The sequence below is a fragment of the Kitasatospora sp. NPDC001664 genome (assembly GCF_053596675.1).
The window spans coordinates 225,943-245,363 of sequence record NZ_JBSFGS010000008.1 but is presented as its reverse complement, the minus strand read 5'-3'; the positions used below and the strand labels follow the sequence as shown (position 1 = coordinate 245,363).

General features: G+C 71.7%; 16 protein-coding genes and 4 tRNA genes. 11 read left to right on the top strand and 9 right to left on the bottom strand.

Translation table 11 applies throughout. The features are described 5' to 3' along the window. Positions 1-53 precede the first annotated feature (53 nt). From ACWCYY_RS14295 to purM, 3 genes are all read left to right on the top strand, one after another. Positions 54-878 carry a diacylglycerol kinase family protein gene (locus ACWCYY_RS14295; protein WP_345290658.1) on the top strand — a complete coding sequence of 275 codons (825 nt, stop codon included), beginning with the start codon at positions 54-56 and terminating at the stop codon, positions 876-878. A 219-nt stretch (positions 879-1,097) separates the two neighbouring features. Further along, positions 1,098-2,678: an amidophosphoribosyltransferase gene (gene purF / locus ACWCYY_RS14290; RefSeq protein ID WP_345290659.1), complete on the top strand. Its 1,581-nt coding sequence runs from the start codon at positions 1,098-1,100 to the stop codon at positions 2,676-2,678. 82 nt (positions 2,679-2,760) lie between these two features. Next, positions 2,761-3,846, top strand: a complete 1,086-nt coding sequence (purM, locus tag ACWCYY_RS14285; RefSeq protein ID WP_345290660.1) for a phosphoribosylformylglycinamidine cyclo-ligase — start codon at positions 2,761-2,763, stop codon at positions 3,844-3,846. A 123-nt stretch (positions 3,847-3,969) separates the two neighbouring features. On the opposite strand, the gene ACWCYY_RS14280 is transcribed toward purM, so the two are convergent. Together ACWCYY_RS14280 and ACWCYY_RS14275 are read right to left on the bottom strand one after the other, a co-directional pair. Then, positions 3,970-4,209, bottom strand: a complete 240-nt coding sequence (locus ACWCYY_RS14280) for a DUF3073 domain-containing protein (protein WP_345290661.1) — start codon at positions 4,207-4,209, stop codon at positions 3,970-3,972. Between the two features lie 345 nt (positions 4,210-4,554). Further along, positions 4,555-5,730 carry a Glu/Leu/Phe/Val dehydrogenase dimerization domain-containing protein gene (locus ACWCYY_RS14275; protein WP_380149504.1) on the bottom strand — a complete coding sequence of 392 codons (1,176 nt, stop codon included), beginning with the start codon at positions 5,728-5,730 and terminating at the stop codon, positions 4,555-4,557. A gap of 110 nt (positions 5,731-5,840) precedes the next feature. Here ACWCYY_RS14275 and ACWCYY_RS14270 point away from each other — a divergent pair, with 110 nt between their 5' ends. Both ACWCYY_RS14270 and bldC read left to right on the top strand, forming a co-directional pair. Then, on the top strand, positions 5,841-6,728 hold the full coding sequence (locus ACWCYY_RS14270; protein ID WP_345290662.1) for a hypothetical protein: 888 nt from the start codon (positions 5,841-5,843) through the stop codon (positions 6,726-6,728). Positions 6,729-7,243: 515 nt separating this feature from the next. Further along, positions 7,244-7,450, top strand: a complete 207-nt coding sequence (gene bldC, locus ACWCYY_RS14265; RefSeq protein WP_014137253.1) for a developmental transcriptional regulator BldC — start codon at positions 7,244-7,246, stop codon at positions 7,448-7,450. Positions 7,451-7,793: 343 nt separating this feature from the next. Here the strand turns inward: bldC and ACWCYY_RS14260 are convergent. Both ACWCYY_RS14260 and hrpA read right to left on the bottom strand, forming a co-directional pair. After that, positions 7,794-7,867 (bottom strand) — tRNA-Asp (locus tag ACWCYY_RS14260). A 94-nt stretch (positions 7,868-7,961) separates the two neighbouring features. After that, a complete protein-coding gene (hrpA, locus tag ACWCYY_RS14255) occupies positions 7,962-11,936 on the bottom strand; it encodes an ATP-dependent RNA helicase HrpA (RefSeq protein ID WP_380149503.1) in 3,975 nt (1,324 codons plus the stop codon). A gap of 535 nt (positions 11,937-12,471) precedes the next feature. Between hrpA and ACWCYY_RS14250 the strand changes: the two genes are divergently transcribed. The 3 genes from ACWCYY_RS14250 to ACWCYY_RS14240 all read left to right on the top strand — a co-directional run bounded on the left by ACWCYY_RS14250 (position 12,472) and on the right by ACWCYY_RS14240 (position 14,853). Next, positions 12,472-13,281 carry a class I SAM-dependent methyltransferase gene (locus ACWCYY_RS14250; protein WP_345290664.1) on the top strand — a complete coding sequence of 270 codons (810 nt, stop codon included), beginning with the start codon at positions 12,472-12,474 and terminating at the stop codon, positions 13,279-13,281. Between the two features lie 115 nt (positions 13,282-13,396). After that, the gene (locus ACWCYY_RS14245) at positions 13,397-13,750 is read left to right on the top strand and encodes a WXG100 family type VII secretion target (protein WP_345290665.1); all 354 of its coding nucleotides are present in this window, start codon (positions 13,397-13,399) and stop codon (positions 13,748-13,750) included. Between the two features lie 41 nt (positions 13,751-13,791). Beyond that, positions 13,792-14,853, top strand: a complete 1,062-nt coding sequence (locus tag ACWCYY_RS14240) for an NlpC/P60 family protein (protein WP_345290666.1) — start codon at positions 13,792-13,794, stop codon at positions 14,851-14,853. A 125-nt stretch (positions 14,854-14,978) separates the two neighbouring features. Here ACWCYY_RS14240 and ACWCYY_RS14235 read toward each other — a convergent pair. From ACWCYY_RS14235 to ACWCYY_RS14220, 4 genes are all read right to left on the bottom strand, one after another. Further along, positions 14,979-15,052, bottom strand: a tRNA-Phe gene (locus ACWCYY_RS14235). Positions 15,053-15,079: 27 nt separating this feature from the next. Continuing rightward, positions 15,080-15,153: transfer RNA gene (locus ACWCYY_RS14230), tRNA-Asp, on the bottom strand. Positions 15,154-15,205: 52 nt separating this feature from the next. After that, positions 15,206-15,278: transfer RNA gene (locus ACWCYY_RS14225), tRNA-Glu, on the bottom strand. Positions 15,279-15,384: 106 nt separating this feature from the next. Beyond that, the gene (locus ACWCYY_RS14220; RefSeq protein WP_345290676.1) at positions 15,385-15,726 is read right to left on the bottom strand and encodes a metallopeptidase family protein; all 342 of its coding nucleotides are present in this window, start codon (positions 15,724-15,726) and stop codon (positions 15,385-15,387) included. A gap of 98 nt (positions 15,727-15,824) precedes the next feature. Between ACWCYY_RS14220 and crcB (ACWCYY_RS14215) the strand changes: the two genes are divergently transcribed. Both crcB (ACWCYY_RS14215) and crcB (ACWCYY_RS14210) read left to right on the top strand, forming a co-directional pair. Next, positions 15,825-16,304, top strand: a complete 480-nt coding sequence (crcB, locus tag ACWCYY_RS14215; protein ID WP_449796163.1) for a fluoride efflux transporter CrcB — start codon at positions 15,825-15,827, stop codon at positions 16,302-16,304. Further along, positions 16,301-16,654, top strand: a complete 354-nt coding sequence (gene crcB, locus ACWCYY_RS14210; RefSeq protein ID WP_345290668.1) for a fluoride efflux transporter CrcB — start codon at positions 16,301-16,303, stop codon at positions 16,652-16,654. Before crcB (ACWCYY_RS14215) ends, crcB (ACWCYY_RS14210) begins: the two co-directional genes overlap by 4 nt. A gap of 438 nt (positions 16,655-17,092) precedes the next feature. On the opposite strand, the gene ACWCYY_RS14205 is transcribed toward crcB (ACWCYY_RS14210), so the two are convergent. Continuing rightward, positions 17,093-17,434, bottom strand: a complete 342-nt coding sequence (locus tag ACWCYY_RS14205; RefSeq protein ID WP_345290669.1) for a hypothetical protein — start codon at positions 17,432-17,434, stop codon at positions 17,093-17,095. Positions 17,435-17,722: 288 nt separating this feature from the next. Between ACWCYY_RS14205 and ACWCYY_RS14200 the strand changes: the two genes are divergently transcribed. Then, positions 17,723-19,421 (top strand): DEAD/DEAH box helicase (locus ACWCYY_RS14200; protein WP_449796202.1); only part of this gene is annotated, 1,699 nt, incomplete at its 3' end.

Sequence of the window (19,421 nt, the reverse complement as noted above, 5' to 3'; positions counted from 1 at the left end):
GCAATAGCGCAAGGGGCTCTTGCACCGAGAGATTACCTGAGGAAGGACGGGTCGTGTCGTCTGTGTCCACGCCCGAGGGCCGTGCCGCCGACCCGGGCGCGCCGGGCCAGCTGCTGCTCCTCCTCGACCCGGCCGCCCGGCGGGCCGACGGCGAGTCGGTCCGGATCGCCCGGGACGTGCTCGCCGGCGGAGCCGACGTGAAGCTGGCGCTGCCCGAGAGCCCGTCCGAACTCGACCGGATGCTGGCGCACCGGGGCCGACGGCGACCGGTGGTGATCGGTTCCGATCTGGCTCTGCAACGGGTGCTCCAGGCCCTGCACCGCCAGCGCGACCTGGGCTCCGACCCGCTGGGCGTGGTCCCGGTCGGCCGCCCCGAGGCGGTGGCCTCGGCCCGCGCGCTCGGCGTCCCCGCCCAGCCGGTGGCGGCCGCCCGGGCGGTGCTCTGCGGCAGCGCCCGCAAGCTCGACCTGCTGGTGGACGACGGCGGCGGGGTGGTGCTCGGCGAGGTCCGGGTGCACGGCGACTGGACCGGCCGCCCGGGGGCACTGCGTTCGCTATGGGCGAAACTGGCTGCGGCCGAGCAGGGGACCTCCCCCGTCCCGGACGCCCACCGCCTGCGGATCGAGGCCGACGGCCGCCTGCTCGCCGACCTCCCGCACGCCGTGCACCGCCTCCAGGTCAGCCTGCCTGCCGGGGCCGGCGAGATGGAGCTGCGCCTGCACACCCCCGAGGGCCCCCGCACCCTGCGCGCCGCCCGCCTCGCGGTGGCCGGCCGCGGCTTCGGCTACGAGGCCGACGGCTGCCGGGTCGGTCCGGTCCGCACCCGGGTCTGGACCCTCCATCCGGGCGTCTGGCAGCTCCTCGTCCCGGCCGCGTGAGCAGCGTCACGTCCGCGCCCCCCGCCGGGGGCCGCGCGGATGATCGGGAAAGGCCGGAGTCCGCGTACGCCAAGGCGAGCCGCGCATTCAACGAATTGTGTCCGGGAAAAGCCCCACCCCGGTAAGGGGTTTTGTCTACGCGCGTTGCTATCCGATCGCCCAATAACCGCGCCGTCCCCCGTTCGGGAAGGCGTACGGAACTGCCCTAGACTCGTTGACGTGCCACGTGGTGACGGAAGACTCAACCACGATCTTCTTCCCGGCGAGAAAGGCCCCCAGGACGCTTGCGGCGTCTTCGGGGTCTGGGCTCCCGGCGAGGAGGTCGCCAAGCTCACGTACTTCGGCCTCTATGCCCTGCAGCACCGCGGTCAGGAATCCGCGGGCATCGCAGTGAGCAACGGCTCCCAGATTCTCGTCTTCAAGGACATGGGGCTCGTCTCCCAGGTCTTCGACGAGACCTCCCTGGGGTCGTTGCACGGGCATATCGCCGTCGGACATGCCCGCTACTCGACCACCGGGTCCTCGGTCTGGGAGAACGCCCAGCCGACCTTCCGGGCGACCGTGCACGGCTCGCTCGCGCTCGGTCACAACGGGAACCTGGTCAACACCGCGGAGCTCGCCGCGATGGTCGCCGAGCTGCCCGGTGAGGAGCACGTCTCGCGCTCCGGCCGGTCCGCCGCGACCAACGACACCGACCTGGTGACGGCGCTGCTCGCGGGCTACCCGGACCTCTCCATCGAGGAGACCGCCAAGCAGGTGCTGCCCAAGGTCAAGGGCGCCTTCTCGCTGGTCTTCATGGACGAGCACACCCTCTACGCGGCGCGCGACCCGCAGGGCATCCGCCCGCTGGTGCTCGGGCGCCTGGAGCGCGGCTGGGTGGTCGCCTCCGAGACGGCGGCGCTCGACATCTGCGGCGCCTCCTTCATCCGCGAGGTGGAGCCCGGCGAGCTGATCGCCATCGACGAGAACGGCATGCGGACCTCCCGCTTCGCCGAGGCCAAGCCCAAGGGCTGCGTCTTCGAGTACGTCTACCTGGCCCGCCCGGACACCACCATCGCCGGCCGCAACGTGCACCTCTCCCGCGTGGAGATGGGCCGTCGGCTGGCCAAGGAGGCGCCCGTCGAGGCCGACCTGGTGATAGCCACCCCCGAGTCCGGCACCCCCGCCGCGATCGGGTACGCGGAGGCCAGCGGCATCCCGTACGGCTCCGGCCTGGTGAAGAACGCCTACGTGGGCCGCACCTTCATCCAGCCCAGCCAGACCATCCGCCAGCTCGGCATCCGCCTCAAGCTCAACCCGCTGCGCGAGGTCATCCAGGGCAAGCGCCTGGTGGTCGTGGACGACTCGATCGTCCGCGGCAACACCCAGCGCGCGCTGGTCCGGATGCTCCGCGAGGCCGGCGCGGCCGAGGTCCACATCCGGATCTCCTCGCCTCCGGTCAAGTGGCCGTGCTTCTTCGGCATCGACTTCGCCACCCGCGCGGAGCTGATCGCCAACGGCATGACGGTGGAGGAGATCGGCCGCACCCTCGGTGCGGACTCGCTCGCCTACATCTCGATCGACGCCATGATCGAGGCCACCACCCAGCCCAAGGACAAGCTCTGCCGGGCCTGCTTCGACGGCGAGTACCCGATGGAGCTGCCGGATCCGGCGCTGCTCGGCAAGCTGCTGCTGGAGGCCGAGATCGCCGGCAGCAAGCAGCAGCCGGCCGTCCGGGGCAAGTCCACCGGCTCCGACCTGGACGGCGTCCAGTCGCTGCTGGGCGGGCACGGCGCGGCCGACGCGCTCCGCAGGCCCTGATCCACCGCCGCCCCGGTCCTCCCAGGCCGGGGCGGTGCAGTTCTCGTACACCCCCACCCCTGACCCGAAAGGGCCACAGCACGTGACCAGCAACCAGAGCGGTGCCACCTACGCCGCCGCAGGTGTCGACATCGAGGCCGGCGACCGCGCGGTCGAGCTGATGAAGCAGTGGGTGAAGAAGGCCGACCGCCCCGAGGTGGTCGGCGGTCTCGGCGGCTTCGCCGGGCTCTTCGACGCCTCCGCCTTCAAGCGCTACGAGCGCCCGCTGCTGGCCTCGGCGACCGACGGGGTCGGGACCAAGGTGGCCATCGCCCAGGCGATGGACAAGCACGACACGATCGGCCACGACCTGGTCGGCATGGTCGTCGACGACCTGGTGGTCTGCGGCGCCGAGCCGCTCTTCATGACCGACTACATCTGCGTGGGCAAGGTCGTCCCGGAGCGCGTCGCGGCGATCGTCAAGGGCATCGCCGAGGGCTGCACGCTGGCCGGCTGCGCGCTGGTCGGCGGCGAGACCGCCGAGCACCCGGGCCTGCTCGGGCCGGACGACTACGACGTCGCGGGCGCCGGCACCGGTGTGGTGGAGGCCGACAAGCTGCTCGGCGCCGAGCGCGTCCGGGCCGGTGACGTGGTCATCGCGATGGCCGCCTCGGGCCTGCACTCCAACGGCTACTCGCTGGTCCGCCACGTGCTGCTGAACCAGGCCAAGTGGTCGCTGGACCGCCAGGTCGAGGAGTTCGGCCGCACCCTCGGCGAGGAGCTGCTGGAGCCGACCCGGATCTACTCGCTGGACTGCCTGGCGCTCACCCGGGCGACCGAGGTCCACGCCTTCTCGCACGTCACCGGCGGGGGCCTGGCGGCCAACCTGGCCCGGGTGATCCCGGCCGGCCTGCACGCCCGCCTGGACCGCGGCACCTGGTCCCCGCTCCCGGTCTTCCAGACCGTGGCGAAGGTCGGCAACATGGCCGCCCTGGAGATCGAGAAGACCCTGAACATGGGCGTCGGCATGGTGGCCGTGGTCCCGCCGGAGTCGGTCGACGTGGTGCTCTCGATCCTGGAGGACCGGGGCGTCGAGGCCTGGCTGCTGGGCGACGTGGTGGACCGCACCGACGAGCACGCGGACGGCGCGGCGCTGTACAACTCCTACGACGGCTTCGAGCTGCTCTGACCGCAGGTCCGAAGGGCCCCTCCGGGGGCCCTTCGGCCTGTCCGGCCGCAGTGCGTCCCGGGGAACGACGAAGACCGGCTCGTCACCCCGAGGGGTGGTCGAGCCGGTCTTCCGAAGGCGTGGTCAGCGACGACCGGGCTGACTGCCCGAGTCCGCTTCCTCGTCGTCGTAGTCGTTGTAACGATCCGCGTACGCAGCGTACGGGTCGTCGTCCTCCTCGATGGGCTCCGGCTTGACCGGAACGGGAGGCGGTGTTGATACGCCCAACTCGCTGGACAGACGGTTGGCGTCGAACCCGCCGCTGTTGTACTTCAGCTCGCGGGCGACCTTCGTCTGCTTGGCCTTGGCCCGGCCGCGCCCCATGGGTCGACCCCCTCAACGATGGGGCTCACGGCCCCGAGTCTGACACGTATCCATGATCAGGTGCGGTCCTACCCGAAGTGGGAGAACCGTCCCTTGGAGCATTAACGGTACCTGTTTCCGTCGCCGAACGGTACGTCGCCCGTGTGACGTGGCGCGCACCGACGCCCCCCGAAACCAGGTCCTTCCAGGTCACGTGGGGGTTTTCGGGCTTTCGCAGGCCGTTCAGAGCCTGCCCAGGTCCGTTGTTCCGTGACCGATTATCCCCCGGCGGGGGGCCCAGGATCGCCCGATCGGGCTACCGAACGAGAATCCGGTTCCACATCGTGACCCTGGGCCCGCGGGGGCTCAGCCCCGGCGCGCGCCGGGCAGCAGCACCGAGCGGAGCGCGCTGATCTCGCGCATCCGCTTCTCGGCCAGGCGGTCGGCCGCGACGGCCGGCGGGACGCCGTCGGCGGCGGCCCGGGTGAAGATCTCCAGGGTGGTGTCGAAGATCTTCGTGGCCTTGTTCTTGGCGCGCTCGAAGTTGTAGCCGCCCTTGTGCGCGGACTCGAACTCGTCGGCCACCTGGATCACGCCGCCGGAGTTCACCAGGTAGTCGGGCGCGTAGAGGATGCCGCGGCCGGCCAGGTCCTTCTCCACGCCGGGGTGGGCGAGCTGGTTGTTGGCCGCGCCGCAGACCACCGAGGTGCCGGCCTCGCCGAGGGCGGCGACGGTGTGGTCGTCCAGCGCGCCGCCGAGCGCGCAGGGGGCGTAGACGTCCAGCCGCGCGGCGAGCAGGGCCGCGGTGTCCGCGACCACCTCGACGTCCGGGTGGGCGGCCCGGACCCGGTTCACGGCGGCCTCGGAGACGTCCGTGACGACCACGGTGGCGCCGTCCGCGACCAGGTGGCCGACCAGGTGGTGGCCGACCTTGCCGACGCCCGAGACGCCGACCCGGCGGCCGCGCAGGGTCGGCTGGCCCCAGCGGGCCTGGGCGGAGGCGCGCATGCCCTGGAAGACGCCGAAGGCGGTGAGGACGGAGGAGTCGCCGGCGCCGCCGTTCTCGGGCGAGCGGCCGGTGACGAACTCGGTCTCGCGGGCGATCACGTCCATGTCCTGGACGTAGGTGCCGACGTCGCAGGCGGTGACGTAGCGGCCGCGCAGCGACTCGACGAAGCGGCCGTAGGCGCGCAGCATCGCCTCGTTCTTGACCTTGTTCGGGTCGCCGATGATGACGGCCTTGCCGCCGCCGAGGTCGAGCCCGGCCAGCGCGTTCTTGTAGCTCATCCCGCGCGAGAGGTTGAGCGCGTCCTCGAGCGCCGCCTCCTCGGAGGCGTACGGGTAGAAGCGGGTGCCGCCGAGGGCCGGGCCCAGGGCGGTGGAGTGGATGGCGATGATGGCCTTCAGGCCGGAGGAGCGGTCGTGGCAGAGGACGACCTGCTCGTGGCCGTCGCCGGGGACGCCGTCCTGCTCGGTGCGGAAGATCCTGCTCAGCACGCCGGGTGCGGGGTGCGGGGCGGACGCGATCTGTACGTCGGTCACTGTGGTGACTCCAGTATCTGTGGCCCACTGCTGTGGTGTGGGCGCCTGCCGGAATGCTAGCTCCGGCGAGGTGCCCGAGCTGCCCCCCTGCAGCGGTCCGCCGTGCGACGATGCGAGGCGTGACCGCCGTGCGCACATCAGTGCTCCCGCCCTACGCCGCGCACCTGCGCGTGTACGAGCCGCTGGCCGCCTACGCGGGGCCGGAGCGGGCCCGCTGGCAGTCCTACGCGGCCCGCTACGGGCCGGACGCGGCGGAGCCGGGCCAGGCGGTGGCCCCGGCGGTGCTGGCCGAGCAGCGCGGGGCACTGGCCGAGCTGCTCTCCCGGACGCCCCGGCCGCTGCCGGAGCGGGAGAGCGAGCGGGCCTTCGTCCGGGTGGTGGACGGGGTGACGTACGTCTGCCCGTGGGCCACCCGGCTGCGCAGCTGGCAGGCGCTGGAGGAGCTCACCGAGCAGCTGCCGGCCTCGCTGCTGGACACCGTGCTGCCGCCCGCCGTGCGGGCCGCGGCCCAGGCCGACCGGGAGCGCTGGCGGGCCGGCCACCCGGACGCCCGGCCGTGGATCCTGACCAGCCGGTGGGAGGTGCCGGTGCGCTGGTTCCTGCCGTTCGGCACCGAGGACCGCTGCCACCTGCCGGCCGAGCCGGGCGGGGCGCCGGCCGCCCTCTTCTACCTGACGCCGATGGCGCAGGCCCGGCGCCGGGTGGCCCGGGGGTACCGGGCGCTGCGCGAGCGGGTGCCGAGCGCGGCGCTGGCGGGCGGGGTGGAGGAGCTGGGCCGCTGGCTGGAGGAGTTCCACCCGCGCTCGCTGGTGGAGCTGGACTACGGCGGCCTGGTGCACCTGATCGGGGCGGCCGCGCTGGCCGAGGAGGACTCGGTGGGGGAGATCGAGGCCGGGGTGGCCGCGCTGCGGGCCGGGGACGGGCGCGAGGCGGCCCGGATGTACGAGTCGGTGACGGAGCGCTGGCGGCGGGTCCACGCACTTCGGTACGCCAGCTGACGGTAGGTCAGGCCCCGGAGTGGGCAGGGGTGTCAGCAGGACGGGTGATGATGGTTGGGACCTTTGGTGTCGATGGTCGGGACCAAGGTCCCGGTTCGGGTCAATACCCCTCGAACGTGACACTACTCACCGTTGACGCTTACTTACGCCTATGTGTAAAAATGGGACAACCAGCCCAAGTTCACTCGGGTGTGTCCACTTTTGGGTGGATCTGACGGCAGTGCGCTCTTTGCGGGGAATCAGTTGGGTCTGGTCCTCCATAACCGCTTGTCACCGATTGGTGACTGTCCGTTATGGGGTGGTCCATGGCCATCCGTCTCCCTTGAACCCGTGAGGGGTCAATTTTGGCGGTTTGGCCGATGGGGCTGGACGAATGGTGTAGTTGTAGACACCAGGACAAGCCGTTCGTCCTATTACCGACTCGGCCCGTCTATGCCATTTCGGGCATCGCGGGCCAAGGTGCAGAATTTGAAGGATAGAACCGCCCTGGTTCGGTTCTCCCGAGGAGGCCGCTCATGACCGCTCGTACCCCTGACGCCGAGCCCCTGCTGACGCCGGCAGAGGTCGCCACCATGTTCCGCGTGGACCCGAAGACGGTCACCCGCTGGGCCAAGGCGGGCAAGCTCACGTCCATCCGCACCCTCGGCGGCCACCGCCGGTACCGCGAGGCGGAGGTGCGTGCCCTGCTGGCCGGTATTCCGGCGCAGCGTACCGAGGCCTGAGAGGGGCCCTCAGGGGCCTTTTAAGACGTTCACCGCAAGGGGCCGTGTGCCTGACTCCGCCGGGTCAGGGATGCGGCCCCTTCGGCATGTCCGGAATGCAGAGTTCCTATTGGGGCGTGTGGGGGTGGGGGGAATTGGGGGTAATTACATGTGCAATTTTACATATTAAATTAGACGTCCCTCGGAGGGGGGTCCGAGTGTCCGGTCTCAAGAAAAGATAAGTGACGACGGTCACAGGACCGTTACCTTGTGGTCTAGACCTGCCTGACGTAGCGGATGACGCCGGGTCAGGGACAACGCGAAGAGGCCCGGAACCTGACGGTTCCGGGCCTCTTCGGCACTGCGATCCTGACGGGACTTGAACCCGCGACCTCCACCTTGACAGGGTGGCGAGCTAACCAACTGCTCCACAGGACCAGGATGTTGCTTGGTCGATCTGTCTTGTTCGCCTGCTCCCGCTTGCGAACAAGACAGATCGTACTGCATGCCTGGGGTCCAGGTAAAACCGGCCTCAGAGGGTCGCCGCCGCGGCCTCCATCGCCTTGAGGATCCGCTTCTCCGAGACGGGCGTCGGGGTGCCCAGGCCCTGGGCGAAGAAGCTGACCCGGAGCTCCTCGATCATCCAACGGACCGCCCGCAGTTCGGCCGAGGGTTCCTGGCCGGCCGGGACCTTGGCGAGCAGCTCGCCGTAGGCGTCCTGGAGCTGCTGCACCTTGGCGAGGTGCTGGAGGTCGCGCTGGGGGTGGTTGGGCAGGGCCTCCAGGCGGCGTTCGACGGCCAGCAGGTAGCGCTTGAGGTCGGGAAGGCGCTGCCAGCCGGTGTCGGTGACGAAGCCGGGGTGGACCAGCGAGGCCAGGTGCAGGCGGACGTCGTTGACGGCGGTGAGCAGGACCGGGCTGGAGACCGTCTTGAGCCGGGTGGAGGCCTTGTGGAAGGCGATCAGGGCGGTGGCGGTCTTCAGGGTGGTGTCGGCGGACAGCTCGTACAGGTCGGCGCGGACCTTGTCGTAGAGCTTGGTGAAGGCCGCCTCGTCCCAGGCCGGGCCGCCGTGCAGGGTCATCAGGCGGTCGGTGGCGGCCGAGACGATGTCCTCGAACAGCGCCGGGATCGAGCCGTGCGGGCTGTGCGAGAGCGCCAGCTTGGCCTGGTTGCCCAGGCGGCCCTGGATGGACTTGGCGGGGGAGTTGACGGTCAGCATGAGCAGCCGCCGGGTGCCGGCCCACATCGACTGGCGCTGGGCCTCGGGCGTGTCGAAGAGCCGGATCGCCACCGAGTCCTTCTCGTCCACCAGCGCGGGGTAGGCGCGCAGCGAGTGGCCCCGGGAGCGCTGCTCGAAGGTGCGCTGGAGCACCGGCAGGCCCTCCGGCCAGGAGGTGAGGCCGGTGCGCTCGATGCCCTGGCCGGAGGCGGCCGAGGAGAGGGTCTCCTTGAGCTTGGGCTTGAGCTGCAGGCGCAGGTCCTCCAGGTCCTTGGACTCGGCCAGCTTCTTCTTGCCGTCCACCACCCGGAAGGTGATCCGCAGGTGGTCCGGGACGCGCTCGTCGTCCCAGGCCTCCGGGGGGACGGTGATGGCGGTCATCCGCTTGAGGATGCGCTCCAGGGTGGGCAGCAGGGGCTCCTGACGGTCCTTCACCTGCCGCAGCGCGGCGGCGGCGAAGTCCGGGGCGGGCACGAAGTTGCGCCGGATCGCCTTGGGCAGGGCCCGGATGTACGCGGTGACCAGCTCGGCCCGCAGGCCCGGGATCTGCCAGTCGAAGCCCTCGGCGGTGACCTGGTTGAGCACCGGGAGCGGGATGTGGACGGTGACGCCGTCGGCGTCGCTGCCCGGCTCGAACTGGTAGGTCAGCTTGAACTTCAGCTTCCCCTGCTGCCAGTAGTCCGGGTAGTCCGCCTCGGTGACGCCGTCCGCCGAGTCGTTGATGAGCATCGACTTCTCGAAGTTGAGGAGGTCCGGCTGGTCGTGCCGGGCCTTCTTCCACCAGGCGTCGAAGTGCCGGGTGGAGACGATCTCCTCCGGCAGCCGGGCGTCGTAGAAGTCGAACAGGGTCTGGTCGTCCACCATGATGTCGCGGCGGCGGGCCCGGTTCTCCAGCTCCTCGACCTCGCTGAGCAGCTTGCGGTTCTCGCCCCAGAAGCGGTGGTGGGTCTCCCAGTCGCCCTCGACCAGGGCGTTGCGGATGAACAGTTCGCGGCAGAGCTCGGGGTCGATCCGACCGTAGTTGATCTTGCGTTGGGCGACGATCGGCATCCCGTAGAGGGTGACCTTCTCGTACGCCAGCACCGCGCCGGCCTTCTTCTCCCAGTGCGGCTCGCTGTAGCTGCGCTTGATCAGGTGCTCGGCCAGCGGCTCGACCCACTCGGGTTCGATCTTGGCGTTCATCCGGGCCCACAGGCGCGAGGTCTCCACCAGCTCGGCGGACATCACCCAGCGCGGGGGCTTCTTGAACAGGCCCGAGCCCGGGAAGATCGCGAACCGGGCGCCGCGGGCGCCGCCGTACTCGCGCTTCTCCACGTCGTACAGGCCGAGGTGCGAGAGCAGGCCGGTGAGCAGTGCCTGGTGGATCCGGTCGGCGTCCGGCTCCGCGTCCTCGTGCGGCTCCTCGAAGGTGACGCCGAGCTGCTTGGCGACGGTGCGCAGCTGGGTGTAGAGGTCCTGCCACTCCCGTATCCGCAGGTAGTTGAGGAACTCGGTCTTGCACATCCGGCGGAAGGCGGAGGAGGAGAGCTCCTTCTGCTGCTCCCTGACGTAGCGCCACATCGCCAGGTAGGCCAGGAAGTCGGAGGTCTCCGAGTTGAACCGGCGGTGCCGGTCGTCGGCGGCCTGGCGCTTCTCGGCGGGGCGTTCGCGCGGGTCCTGGATGGAGAGCGCGGCGGCGATCACCATGACGTCCCGGACCACGCCCAGGCGGTCGGCCTCCAGCACCATGCGGGCCATCCGCGGGTCCACCGGGAGCTGGGCCAGCTTGCGGCCGAGCGGGGTGAGGCGCTTGCGGTGGTCCTTCTCGGCCGGGTCGAGGGCGCCCAGCTCGTGGAGCAGGTTGACGCCGTCCTTGATGTTGCGCGAGTCCGGCGGGTCGAGGAAGGGGAAGGCGGCGATGTCGCCGAGGCCGGCGGCGGTCATCTGGAGGATGACCGAGGCGAGGTTGGTGCGCAGGATCTCGGCGTCGGTGAACTCGGGGCGGGAGAGGAAGTCCTCCTCCGAGTAGAGCCGGATGCAGATGCCGTCCGAGGTGCGGCCGCAGCGGCCCTTGCGCTGGTTGGCGCTGGCCTGGCTGATCGCCTCGATGGGGAGGCGCTGGACCTTGGTGCGGTGGCTGTAGCGGGAGATCCGGGCGGTGCCCGGGTCGATCACGTACTTGATGCCGGGGACGGTCAGCGAGGTCTCGGCGACGTTGGTGGCCAGCACGATCCGGCGGGAGTTGGAGCGCTGGAAGACCCGGTGCTGCTCGGCGGAGCTCAGCCGGGCGTAGAGCGGGAGGACCTCGGTGAACTTGAGTTTCAGCTTGTTGAGGGCGTCCGCGGTGTCGCGGATCTCGCGCTCGCCGGAGAGGAAGACCAGGATGTCGCCCGGGCCCTCGGCCTGGAGCTCCTGGGCCGCGTCGCAGATCGCCTGGACCTGGTCCCGGTCGCGGTCGATCTCCTCACCGTCCTCGTCCTCCTCCAGGACCGGCTGGTAGCGGACCTCGACCGGATAGGTGCGGCCGGAGACCTCGATGATCGGGGCGTCGTCGAAGTGCTCGGCGAAGCGCTCCGGGTCGATGGTCGCGGAGGTGATCACGACCTTGAGGTCGGGGCGGCGGGGGAGCAGCTGCTTGAGGTAGCCGAGCAGGAAGTCGATGTTGAGGCTGCGCTCGTGGGCCTCGTCGATGATCAGGGTGTCGTACTGGCGCAGGTCCCGGTCGGTCTGGATCTCGGCCAGCAGGATGCCGTCCGTCATCAGCTTGACCAGGGTGTTCGGACCGGCCTGGTCGGTGAACCTGACCTTCCAGCCGACCGCCTCGCCGAGCGGGGTGTCCAGCTCCTCGGCCACTCGCTCGGCCACCGTGCGGGCGGCGATCCGGCGCGGCTGGGTGTGGCCGATCAGGCCCTTCACGCCGCGGCCGAGCTCCAGGCAGATCTTCGGGATCTGGGTGGTCTTGCCGGAGCCGGTCTCGCCCGCGACGATCACCACCTGGTGGTCCCGGACGGCCGCCAGGATGTCGTCCTTCTTCTGACTGACCGGCAGTTCGGCGGGGTAGCGGATGACCGGGACGGAGGCGCGGCGCTGGGCCATCCGCTGCTCGGCCCGGTCGATCTCGGTGACCAGCTCGGCCGCGATGGCCTCCCGGGCCTCGGGTTTGCGGACCCGGCGGGCGCCGTCCAGGCGGCGGCCGATCCGCTGCTGGTCACGCAGCGTCAGCTCGGGCAGCCGGGCGGCCAGCTCCCCGATGCTGGGCGCCTTCGGGGCCTCGGCGGGCTGGGCTACGGGAGAACTCACTGCGGACATCCCTCTAGGTTCGCAAGGAGGAGCGCGCGGGCGCACCTCGGTTTTCGAGCCCCTCCAGTGTCACAGACGGGCCCCCTCGCCCTCCGCGCGCACGGGCCTGCGGCACCGGGGTGGAGCCGAACGGGCCTCCGGCGGGGGCCACCGCGGGTGAAGCGCGGCCGGGGCGGTTCCTGTTCCCGCCCCGACGCCCACGGGGCACCTGGCCCGCCGGTGAGGCCGCGTGCGCTTCCGCCGTCCCCCTCCCCTGCCGTCCCTCTCCGCTGCCCGCAGGGCACCCGGGCCCGGGGCTGGTGGAGCCGAACCGGCTCCGGTCCTGACTTCTTCCGGCCCCCCTTCTCCTCCCCTCTCTGCCGCCCGCAGGGCACCCGGGCCCGGGGCTGGTGGAGCCGAACCGGCTCCGGTCCTGACTTCTTCCGGCCCCCCTTCTCCTCCCCCCTCTGCCGCCCGCAGGGCACCCCAGGCCGGGCCGGTGGAGCCGAACCGGCTCCGGCCGCGTCCTCTTCCGGTGGAGCACCGAACGACGACAGGAGCGGGTGTGCAGGACTTCGACGTGCACGAGCGGCGGATGTGGGGCGGCGACGGGGTGGCGCAGGCGTACGCGCGGGGGTTCGCCGGGCTCTGTGCCGGAGCGCTGCCCGCGCTGCTGGCGGCGGCCGGGGCCGGCCCCGGGGTGCGGCTGCTGGACGTCGGCACCGGCACGGGCAACGCGGCGGCGGCCGCCCTGGCGCTGGGCGCCGAGGTGACGGCGGTGGACGCCGAGCCGCAGATGGTGAAGGCGGCCGCCGAGCGACTGCCCGAGGTGCCGGTCTCGCTCGCCCAGCTGCCGGAACTCCCCTTCGCGGACGGTGGGTTCGACGCGGTGGTGGCCAACTTCGTGGTCAACCACGTGGCCGATCCGGTGGCCGCGCTGACCGAGCTGCGCCGGGTCGTGCGACCCGGCGGCCGGGTGGCGGTCACGCTCTGGCACACGGCCGGGAACCGCGCGATGGACCTGTTCAACCAGGTGCTGGACGAGGAGGGGGTGGAGCGCCCCTCCTTCCCGCCCGTCCCGGTCGCCTTCGAGCGCACCCCGGAGGGTCTGGCCGGGCTGCTCGCGGAGGCGGGCTGGGCCGAGCCGCACGGCCGGGAGCTGGCCTGGACCCACCGGGCGGACCCGGAGGACTGGTGGGCCGGCCCGGCCGGCGGGGTGGCCAACGTCGGTCTGGTGGTGACGGGGCTGCCGGCCCCGCGGGTGGCCGGGCTCAAGCGGGAGTACGACCGGCTGGCCGCGGCGCAGGCCGGGCCGGACGGGCGGCTCGCGCTGGAGGCGGTCGCCGTGCTGGCCTCCGGGGTCCGCTCGTTGTAGCAGTGCCGTGCGGCGCCGCGCACCCCTGCGGGCTCCGCGGTGGCAGGGTGGTCCGATAGCCTTTTGACGGATTGTCATCCTTTTCTTTTCGACGTGAGGTTCCGGGGGAGCGGCTTTGAACTTCTTCAGTGCGGCATGGGACGACGCCGTTGGTCTGGTGACCTCGGGCGCCAAGCTGGTCAAGGACATCGTGATGGCCCCGGCCGAGATCGCCCGCTGGGCGCTCGGCGAGATGTTCGGCGGCGGCGAGGACGAACTGAACCAGATCGCCGCCGAACTGGCCGAACTGGGCAAGGAGTTCGACAAGCTCGGCAAGGACGTCAACACCGCGCTCGGCCACCTGACCTGGCACGGCCCGGCGGCCGACGCCTTCGTCAACCACGCCCAGGGCCGGGTCCGCGAGATCTCCGGGGTCGCCGACGAGCTCGAGGGGCTCAGCCAGGCGGTCAAGCGGCTCGCCAGCTTCTGACCGACAGCGCATTCACCAGGACGACAAGGGGTACGGGGACCATGGCCGGTGAGCAGTTCGGCGTCCAGTTGCAGGAGCTCGGCAAGATCCAGAAGGACTGGCAGGAGACCAGTCGGAGGATGGCGGAGCTCCAGGCGAAGCTCGGGAAGATCCAGTCCACCCTGGCCAAGGCGGTCGCCGTCGACCTGTCGGTCAGCCCGCTGGCCGGCATAGCCGGCTTCGCCGTCGCGTACGACGTGCTGAGTGACGCGAAGGAGGTGGAGAAGCGGGCTCGGCACCTGATGGAGACCAAGGAGAAGCTCACCCAGGGCATCGCCCAGGACGCCGAGCGGATCAAGTCGGTCATCAAGGAGTACACCGAAGCGGAGCGGAAGGTGCACGACGAGATGAAGGACAAGGAGAAGAAGCAGCCCCCCGCCTCCACCGAGATAGCCGGCAAGGGCGACGGCAAGGGCAACGGCGGTGGCGGCGGTCACGGCACCGGTGGTGGCGGGGGCCACGGGACCGGCGGCGGTGACGGCGGTGGCGGCGGCAGCACCCGCCCCGACGGCAACGGCGACCACAGCAAGTACAAGGACCACACCACCGGGGACAAGAACGTCCGCTACATCAACGGTGACAGCTGGGAGGACTGGGCCCGCGGCAAGGACTCCTACGGCAAGCACCCGCACAACGGCGAGGGCAAGGGCGCCCTGGTCCGCCCCAAGCTGGACGGCCTCTCGGACGAGCGGCACGACATCCTGGAGCGCGCCATGAAGCGCGTCGACATGAAGCTCGGCTACAGCCAGGGCGCCATCACCGACAAGTACCGGGTCGACTGCTCCGGCTTCGTCAGCGCCGCCTGGGGCCTCGACCCGGGCTCCTACGGCGGGCTCAACACCACCGCCCTGATGGACCCGAGCGTCTCGGAGAAGATCTCCAAGAACGACCTCAAGCCGGGCGACGCGCTGATCAACAGCGGCCACACCATCCTCTTCGGGGGCTGGGTGGACGAGTCCCACACCAAGTACATCGCGATCGAGAACGCCAGCCGCTCCGGCACCGTCTCGCGGGTGGCCACCATGGGGACCGAGTACGGCTTCTACCGCCGCAAGGACCTCTGACGCACCCTCAGCGCCCCCGGCACCCCGGCCGGGGCCCCACGGGGCCCCGGGTCGGAGCGGGGTGACGGGGCGCCAGGGCGGGGAAACAGAAGAGCCCCGAAGCTTCCGCTCCGGGGCTCACGCTGTGGCCAGGGCCGGGGTCGAACCGGCGACCTTCCGCTTTTCAGGCGGACGCTCGTACCAACTGAGCTACCTGGCCGTACTGCACCGTCCCTTGCGGGACGAGCGATCCTGACGGGACTTGAACCCGCGACCTCCACCTTGACAGGGTGGCGAGCTAACCAACTGCTCCACAGGACCTTGTCGGACTGACGTCCGGTCTTGCTGCACCGACTGTACTACGGGTACTGCGTGCCCCCAACGGGATTCGAACCCGTGCTACCGCCTTGAAAGGGCGACGTCCTGGGCCACTAGACGATGAGGGCTTGCGGCCCGTCCGGGTGACTCGCACCGGTCGGGGACGTGAGAAGCATATGGGATGCCGGTCGTGAACGCCAAAACGGTTCCGGGCGGGGCGGGAGGGTCGCGGGCTCAGGACCAGCCGAGTTCGTGCAGCTCGTGGTCGTCGAAGCCGAAGTGGTGGGCCACCTCGTGGATCACGGTGGTGCGGACCTCGGCGACCATCTCCTCCCGGGTGTCGCACATCCGGAGGGTCGGGCCCATGTAGACGAGGATCCGGTCGGGCAGCACCCCGGCGTACCACTCGCCGCGCTCGGTCAGCGGCGTCCCCTCGTAGAGCCCGAGCAGGTCGGGGTCGGAGGGGTCGGGCTCGTCCTCGACGAAGACCGCCACGTTGTCCATCATCGCCGCGAGCTGCGGCGGGATCTGGTCCAGGGCATCGGCGACCAGCGTCTCGAACTCGTCCCGGGTCATGTCCACCGGTCCATTGTCGGGCGTGGGGTGACGGTGTGCCAGATCATCCGCGACGGCAGTTCACCGGGTCTCCGGCGTGCCGGTGGTTGACTGGGGCGGTGCGGACGGGGACGGAGCGACGGGAGCGGTGGTCGGGCGAGGGCCCGGTCGTCCTGGTGGTTGCGCTCGGCGGGGCGCTCGGGGCGCTCGCCCGGTACGGGGCGGGGCTGGTCCGGCCGGTGGCGGAGGGGGGCTTCCCCTGGATCACCTGGACCGTCAACGTGCTGGGCTGCGCCGCGATGGGCGTGCTGATGGTGCTGGTCACCGAGGTGCGGCAGCCGCACCGGCTGATCCGGCCGTTCCTCGGCACCGGGGTGCTCGGCGGTTTCACCACCTTCTCCGCCTACGCGCTGGACGTCCACCGGCTGGCCGACGCCGGCCGGCTGCCGCTCGCGGCGGCGTACGCGGCGGCCACCCTGCTGGGGGCGCTGGCGGCGGTGTGGGCGGCGGCCGGGGCGACCAGGTGGCTGGCCGGGCGGTGGACGTCCGGGCGGCGGGCGTCCGGACGGGGCGGGGCCGGACGGGGGGAGGCCTCGTGAACTGGCTGCTGGTGACGGCGGGTGCGCTGGCCGGCGCTCCGCTGCGCTACCTGACGGACCGTGCGCTGCGGGCCCGGTACGGGGCGGCGCTGCCCTGGGGCACCTTCGCCGTGAACGTGGCCGGCTCGCTGCTGCTCGGGCTGGTGGCGGGGGTCTGCGGGAGCCGCGGACAGCTGCTGCTCGGCACCGGGCTCTGCGGGGCGCTCACCACGTACTCGACCTTCTCCTGGGAGACGCTCCGGCTGGCCGAGGCCGGCCCCCGGCGGGCGGCGGTGGTGAACGTGCTCGGCACGCTGGTGGCCGGGCTGGCGGCGGTCTGGGCCGGGGCGGCGCTGGCAGGGGTGTTCTGAGGCCCGGTCGCGGGGTCGCGCGGAGGCCGGTCCGGGCGGGTGCCCGGGGCCCGGTGCGGACGGGCGTTCGCCCGGTGTGCCGGCGCGGCCCCCTTGGCGCACGGGTGTTCTGACGGTCGGTCGGATGCCGGTGCCCTGGTGGGACGTTCGGGGGAGGACCGTGTCCTGGCCGTCGGGCGCGCGTTGGTCACCGCAGGTGGACCGGGCGCGGCGGGTGCCGCGCCGGCGCGTGCCGCCGAGCAGGGGAGGTGCCCAGGTGACGGCGGATCAGATGGCGGTCCAGGGTGCGCGGGTGGCGCGGGCGGCGCGAGTGGCGCGGGTCGTCCGGGTGGCCCGCGCGGGGGCGGTGCTGGCGCTGGCCGGGGCGAGCATGGCCGGCTGCATGTCGGTCGGCGGATCGGCCTCCTCGGACGCGCAGGTGAGCGGCCGGCCGGTGGGTCAGACCGGCGCGCCGGGGAAGGGCGGGAGCGGGACGCACGCCCCCGGGAAGGCGGTGAGCGGCCAGCGAGTGGAGCGCGCGGGGGGCGCGAGCGCCTCGGCGCAGGCCGGAGCGCCCGGGGCCACGCCCGGCGCGGAGGCGCCCGGTGCCGGCCAGCCGGTGCCCGTGCCGGCCATGGTGGGGAGCGCCCCGCCCAGCCCCGGCGCCCCGGCGGCCTCGGCCTCCCCCTCGCCGTCCAGGGGTGCCGGCGGCGAGCACGGGCTGCCCAGCTCCTCGCCCACGGCGGCCTCCTCCCCGACCGCCGAGCCCAGCTCCAGCCCGCCGCCGGCGGCCTCGCCCACCCCGGACCCCACCCCGACCGACCCCGGAACCACTGCCCCGAGCGCCAGTCCGGCTGGCTGATACCGGCCTGGCCAGCACGTTTGCCTTTGATCCGGAGGTTCCCGTATGGTGGTAGATCGTTAGTTTGATCCATTTGATTGGCGCCCTACTCCCATCTGGCGCCCTTGGCGCGTTCCGGCGATCCGTGGCTGACCGCATAGAGGCGGTTGTGAACAGAACCCCGGACTTTGGCGCGTGCCACTTCCGGAAGGTTTTGCATGTCTCTCGTTGACGACGACCGCTTCAGCATGCCCGCGAACGGTTCGGACGCCGCCGACACCGCCTCCCTCGAGACCGAGGTCGAGGCCACCGACTCCATCGACACCACCGACGCCGCCGTCGAGTCCGCCTCCGTCGAGGCCGACGAGACCGAGGCCGCCGAGCCCACCATCACCTTCGGTGACCTGGGCCTGCCGGACGAGATCGTCCGGGCGCTGGCCAAGCGCGACGTCACCACCCCGTTCCCGATCCAGGCCGCGACCATCCCGGACGCGCTGGCCGGCAAGGACGTCCTCGGCCGCGGCCGCACCGGCTCCGGCAAGACCCTGAGCTTCGGCCTCCCGCTGCTGACCCGCCTGGCGGGCGGCGAGCGCACCCGGCCCAAGCACCCGCGCGGCCTGATCCTGGTCCCGACCCGCGAGCTGGCCATGCAGGTCGCCGACGCCCTGGAGCCCTTCGGCTCGGTGCTCGGCCTCAAGCTCAAGGTCGTCTGCGGCGGCACCTCGATGTCGAACCAGATCTACGCGCTGGAGCGCGGCGTCGACGTGCTGGTGGCCACCCCCGGCCGTCTGCGCGACCTGATCAACCGCAACTCCGCCAAGCTCGACGACGTCCAGGTCGCGGTGCTCGACGAGGCCGACCAGATGGCCGACATGGGCTTCCTGCCCGAGGTCACCGAGATCCTCGACCAGGTGCCGGCCGGCGGCCAGCGCCTGCTGTTCTCCGCCACCCTGGAGAACGAGATCGACACCCTGGTCAAGCGCTACCTGAACAGCCCGGTCACCCACGAGGTCGACCCCTCGGCCGGTGCGGTCACCACCATGACCCACCACATCCTCGTGGTGAAGCCGAAGGACAAGGCGCCGATCACCAACGCGATCGCCGCCCGCAAGGGCCGCACGATCATCTTCGTCCGCACCCAGATGGGCGCCGACCGCGTGGCCGAGCAGCTCATCGAGGCCGGCGTGAAGGCCGACGCGCTGCACGGCGGGATGACCCAGGGCGCCCGTACCCGCGTCCTCGGCGACTTCAAGGACGGCTACGTCAACGTGGTCGTCGCCACCGACGTCGCCGCCCGCGGCATCCACGTCGACGGCATCGACCTGGTGCTGAACGTGGACCCGGCCGGTGACCACAAGGACTACCTGCACCGCTCCGGCCGCACCGCCCGCGCCGGCCGCTCCGGCACCGTCGTCACCCTGGTGCTCCCGCACCAGCGCCGCGGCGTCTTCCGCCTGATGGAGGACGCGGGCGTCGACGCCTCGCGCCACATCCTCGACCACGCCTTCGACGCCGAGGTCGCCAAGATCACCGGCGCCCGCTCGCTCGTCGAGGTGCAGGCCGAGTCGGCCTCCGGCATCGCCGGTGCCGCCGAGCGCGAGGTCGCCGAGATGACCCGTCAGCTGGAGCGCGCGCAGCGCCGCGCCACCGAGCTGCGCGAGGAGGCCGACCGTCTGGCCGCCCGTGCGGCGCGCGAGCGGGCCGAGCTGGGCATCGAGGACGAGCCGGCCGTCGAGGCCGCCGACGAGGCGTCCGAGGGCGCGGCCGTCGAGACCGCCGCCCCGGTGGCCGCCGAGGCCGCCGAGCGGACCCCGTCGTACCGCGAGGCGCGCAACGAGCGTCCGTCCTACGGCGACCGTGACCGTGACCGTGGCTTCGGCCGGGACCGCGACCGTGACGACCGTGGTGGCCGCTCCTTCGGTGACCGTGACAACCGCTCGGGTGGCT

Coding starts and splice junctions, on each gene's coding strand:
- ACWCYY_RS14280 (WP_345290661.1), bottom strand. CDS start 4,209: ATGGGGCGCGGCCGGGCCAAGGCCAAGCAGACGAAGGTCGCCCGCGAG.
- ACWCYY_RS14270 (WP_345290662.1), top strand. CDS start 5,841: ATGCGAGGCGTGACCGCCGTGCGCACATCAGTGCTCCCGCCCTACGCC.
- bldC (WP_014137253.1), top strand. CDS start 7,244: ATGACCGCTCGTACCCCTGACGCCGAGCCCCTGCTGACGCCGGCAGAG.
- hrpA (WP_380149503.1), bottom strand. CDS start 11,936: ATGTCCGCAGTGAGTTCTCCCGTAGCCCAGCCCGCCGAGGCCCCGAAG.
- ACWCYY_RS14240 (WP_345290666.1), top strand. CDS start 13,792: ATGGCCGGTGAGCAGTTCGGCGTCCAGTTGCAGGAGCTCGGCAAGATC.
- ACWCYY_RS14220 (WP_345290676.1), bottom strand. CDS start 15,726: ATGACCCGGGACGAGTTCGAGACGCTGGTCGCCGATGCCCTGGACCAG.